This window comes from uncultured Gemmiger sp., assembly GCA_944388105.1.
Taxonomy (GTDB): Bacteria; Bacillota; Clostridia; order Oscillospirales; family Ruminococcaceae; genus Gemmiger.
Window position 1 is genome coordinate 1 of the sequence record CALXHN010000151.1, and the last position, 3,518, is coordinate 3,518.

6 protein-coding genes are annotated in these 3,518 nt (G+C 57.9%); 3 read left to right on the forward strand and 3 right to left on the reverse strand.

The genetic code is table 11. From position 1 onward, the window contains the following. From scpB to Q0K17_RS10915, 3 genes are all read right to left on the reverse strand, one after another. Nucleotides 1-473: SMC-Scp complex subunit ScpB (gene scpB, locus Q0K17_RS10905; protein WP_294542936.1), on the reverse strand; the 473-nt coding region annotated here is incomplete at its 3' end. Further along, complete coding sequence (locus tag Q0K17_RS10910) at nt 466-1,212, reverse strand: segregation/condensation protein A (RefSeq protein ID WP_294542937.1); 747 nt, start codon at nt 1,210-1,212, stop codon at nt 466-468. The genes Q0K17_RS10910 and scpB, both read right to left, overlap by 8 nt. Before the next feature lie 17 nt (nt 1,213-1,229). Next, nucleotides 1,230-1,889 (reverse strand): site-2 protease family protein, encoded by a 660-nt coding sequence (locus Q0K17_RS10915; protein WP_294542938.1) that lies wholly within the window; start codon nt 1,887-1,889, stop codon nt 1,230-1,232. 212 nt (nt 1,890-2,101) lie between these two features. On the opposite strand from Q0K17_RS10915, the gene rpmB reads away from it, so the two are divergent. The 3 genes from rpmB to Q0K17_RS10930 all read left to right on the forward strand — a co-directional run. Next, nucleotides 2,102-2,290 (forward strand): 50S ribosomal protein L28, encoded by a 189-nt coding sequence (gene rpmB / locus Q0K17_RS10920; RefSeq protein WP_204645797.1) that lies wholly within the window; start codon nt 2,102-2,104, stop codon nt 2,288-2,290. Between the two features lie 94 nt (nt 2,291-2,384). After that, nucleotides 2,385-2,558, forward strand: a complete 174-nt coding sequence (locus Q0K17_RS10925) for a DUF4250 domain-containing protein (protein WP_294542939.1) — start codon at nt 2,385-2,387, stop codon at nt 2,556-2,558. Nucleotides 2,559-2,610: 52 nt separating this feature from the next. Then, the coding region (locus Q0K17_RS10930) for an ATP-grasp domain-containing protein (RefSeq protein ID WP_294542940.1) at nt 2,611-3,518 on the forward strand (908 nt) is incomplete at its 3' end.

Genomic DNA, 3,518 nt, shown 5'->3' on the forward strand with positions numbered 1-3,518 from the left:
CCGAACACCCGCAGGAAAGTATCCGTGACCCGGAAGGCCACCGGCTTGCCCGGCAGGTCCAGGCGGCCGGCTTCTTCAATGAGACCGCGTTCCAGCAGTTTGGCCACGGTGGAGGAGGAATCCACCCCGCGCACCTGTTCGATAAAGCTGCGGGAAACCGGTTGGTTGTACGCAATGACCGCCAGCACTTCCAGCGCCGCCGGGGACAGCGGCGCGTTATGGCGGGTATCCAGAATACGCTTGACGATATCCCCGTAATACGGGCGTGTGGTCAGCTGCCAGCGGTCCCCTTCAAAGCGCAGCAGGACCATGCCGCTTTCCCGGGCATCGTATTCTCCCTGCAGGGTACGCAGCAGATTCTGGGCCTCTTCGGTTTCAATGCGCATGGCCTCGGCCAGCCGGCCCGCCTCCACGGGTTCCCCGTTGGCGAAAAGCATGGCTTCCATTGCGCCGAGTTTCTGACGTTCATTCATGGGCGGTTGCCTCCCCTGCTGTTTGTTTTCTCTGCCGCGGGCGGCGGGTGCGGTCCATCTGCAGGCTGCCGGAATCATCCACCTTGATGCGTCCGGCACGGATCAGTTCCAGCAATGCCAGAAAGGTGGCCACGTTGGTGCTGCGGCTCTCCTCCCGGCTGAACAGCTGCCCCATCCGGTGAAGGCTGCCCCGCAAAAGGCCCCGCAGCACATGGGCTACCCGGCTGGCCACCGACACAAAAGGAGCCGTGACCAAAGGTTCAAACCGCTCCTGCTGGGGCTTGCGGCGGCGCAGACTCCGGCCCATCAGGTTGAACCAGGCCTGTACCAGCTTATCCGGGTCCTGGGGGCGGGAATATTCCGCGGAACCTTCCAGCGGCATGGGGGCACGCACGGCAGTGTACAGGTCCCGGGCACGGCTGCCCAGCGCAGCCGCCACCTTTTTGCAGACGCTGTATTCGATCAGGCGGCCGGTAAGCTCCGCCTTCATCCGTTCCGCCTCAGGACTGCGGGGCAGCAGCAAGGCACTTTTCATCTGTACCAGGTGCGCCGCCATGTCGATGAATTCACTGGAAAGTTCCATGTGGTCCTGCTGCATGGTGGCGATGGCTGCCGTGTACTGTTCGATGAGTTCCATGATATTGATGTCATAGAGGTTCATCTTATTCTTGCCCACCAGATGCAGCAGTAAATCCAGCGGGCCTTCAAAATCTTCAACGTGAAAGGTCAAGGTCTCCATGTAAACTGATATTCCCCTTATAACAGGCCGAAGGCGGCCTCCACAAAACCGGTGGCGTTCATGAACGCCCGGTACACAATATTGACAAAAAAGCCCAGCGGCGCGTTCAGAAGGCCCAGCAGCACCAGAATCAGCACCGCCGCCATGATGTACCGCTCATACTGCATGACCCGGAAATACAGGCTGCGGGGCAGAAACAGCAGCGCAATCCGGCTGCCGTCAAAGGGCGGGACCGGGATCAGGTTGAACACGCCCAGGCTGATGTTCATGGCAATCATATACCACAAAAAGTCCATGACCAGCTGCGGCGCCTGCCCCGCGCTGGCATACCAGACCGCCTTATATATAATGGTAGAAACAAACCCCAGCAGAAAGTTGGAAACGGGCCCCGCAGCCGCCGAAACCGCCATGCCGATCTTCGGGTCACGGAAACGGCGGGGATTGATGCTCACCGGCTTTGCCCAGCCGACCCCGCCCAGCACCATGCACAAAGTGCCCAGCGGGTCAAAATGGCGCAGTGGGTTTAAGGATAGCCGCCCCGCGTTTTTGGCCGTGGGATCCCCCAGCAGCCAGCTGACCAGGGCATGGGCCGCCTCATGGAACGGGATGACGATGAGCACCACCAGGGCCCGGACCGCGTAATCATATAAAACTCCAATGCCAAGCAGGCCGTTCATGGGCAGATTCCTCACTTGTTTGACATATACTTACCTTTGTTATTATACTGTATCCTGTCCCCCAGCACAAGGGCAGACCTGTATTTGGGGGTTGCTTCCTTGCGGAAAGAGCGGCCGGCCGGGGATTATTTTTACAATATTTTGAAAAAACCCTTGCATTTTGCCGCAGGATTTGATATGATAATACAGCTATGTTAAAGGAGGTGCAAGCTATGGCCAAATGTGCATGCTGTGGCAAGGGTGTTGCGTTCGGCATCAAGGTATCCCACTCCCACCGTCGGAGCAATCGTACCTGGAGCCCCAACGTGAAGCGCGTAAAAGCTGTCGTGGATGGGTCCCCGAAGTATATCTACGCCTGCACCCGCTGCCTGCGCTCGGGTAAGGTCACCCGCGCGGTCTGATTTGGATGGAAAAAATGCCGGTCACGGTTTGTGGCCGGCTTTTTCTTCTATATGCAGACTCTTGTACGCGGAATAATGAAAGCGAGGTTTTTCCATGCTGCCCCGTGATCCTATGATCCTGTTCAGCTATGTCAATACCCAGCTGCGTGACCGGCACATCGATCTGGACGATTTCTGCGCGGAAGAAAACGTGGATCGGGCCGAACTGTGCCGTGCCCTGCGTGAAGTCGGGTTTGAGTACGACCCCCAAAGCAACCGTTTTGTGTGATGTGCGGCACCGCGGTGCGGCGGTGTGACCCTTGTGAGGAGGAATTTATAAAATGAATTTCGTGTTTATCTCACCCCATTTTCCCAAAACATACTGGAATTTCTGTGACCGGCTCAAGCGCAACGGCGTGAATGTGCTGGGCATCGGAGATGCCCCCTATGAGGAGATCCCCGATGAGCTGAAAGCCACCCTGACCGAGTACTACCGGGTAGACAGTCTGGCAGATTACGACCAGATGGTGCGGGCCATGGGGTATTTCACCCATGAATACGGCAAGATCGACTGGGTGGAAAGCAACAACGAATACTGGCTGGAACTGGACGCCGCCCTGCGCACCGATTTCAACATCAACACCGGCGCCAAGAACGACTTCATCCAGCGCATCAAGTTCAAAAGCAAGATGAAGGACAGCTACCGCGCCGCCGGGGTTCCGGTGGCACGCCACCACATGGTCTCCACCCTGGAGGCAGCCAAAGAATTCATCAAGCAGGTCGGCTACCCGGTCATCGTCAAGCCGGACAACGGCTGCGGCGCCGAAGCCACCTACAAGCTGGAAAACGAGGGTGACCTGCTGGACTTCTACGCTTGCCGCCCGGAAGTGCCCTACATTATGGAGGAGTTCATCAACGGCACCATCGTCAGCTTTGACGGCGTGGCTGACAGCCATTGCGTGCCCTTGTTCTACACCAGCAACTACTTCCCCACCCCCATCATGGACATTGTGAACACCCAGGGGGATCTGGCTTACTGGACCCAGAAACGGGTGCCCGAAGACCTGCGCAAGGTGGGTTTTGCCACCATCAAGGCTTTCGGCGCCAAGAGCCGGTTCTTCCACTGCGAGTTCTTCCGCCTGAATGAGGACAAGGAAGGCCTTGGCAAAAAGGGAGACTATGTGGCCCTGGAAGTGAACATGCGCCCCGCCGGCGGCTACACCCCGGACATGATCAACTTTGCCAACAG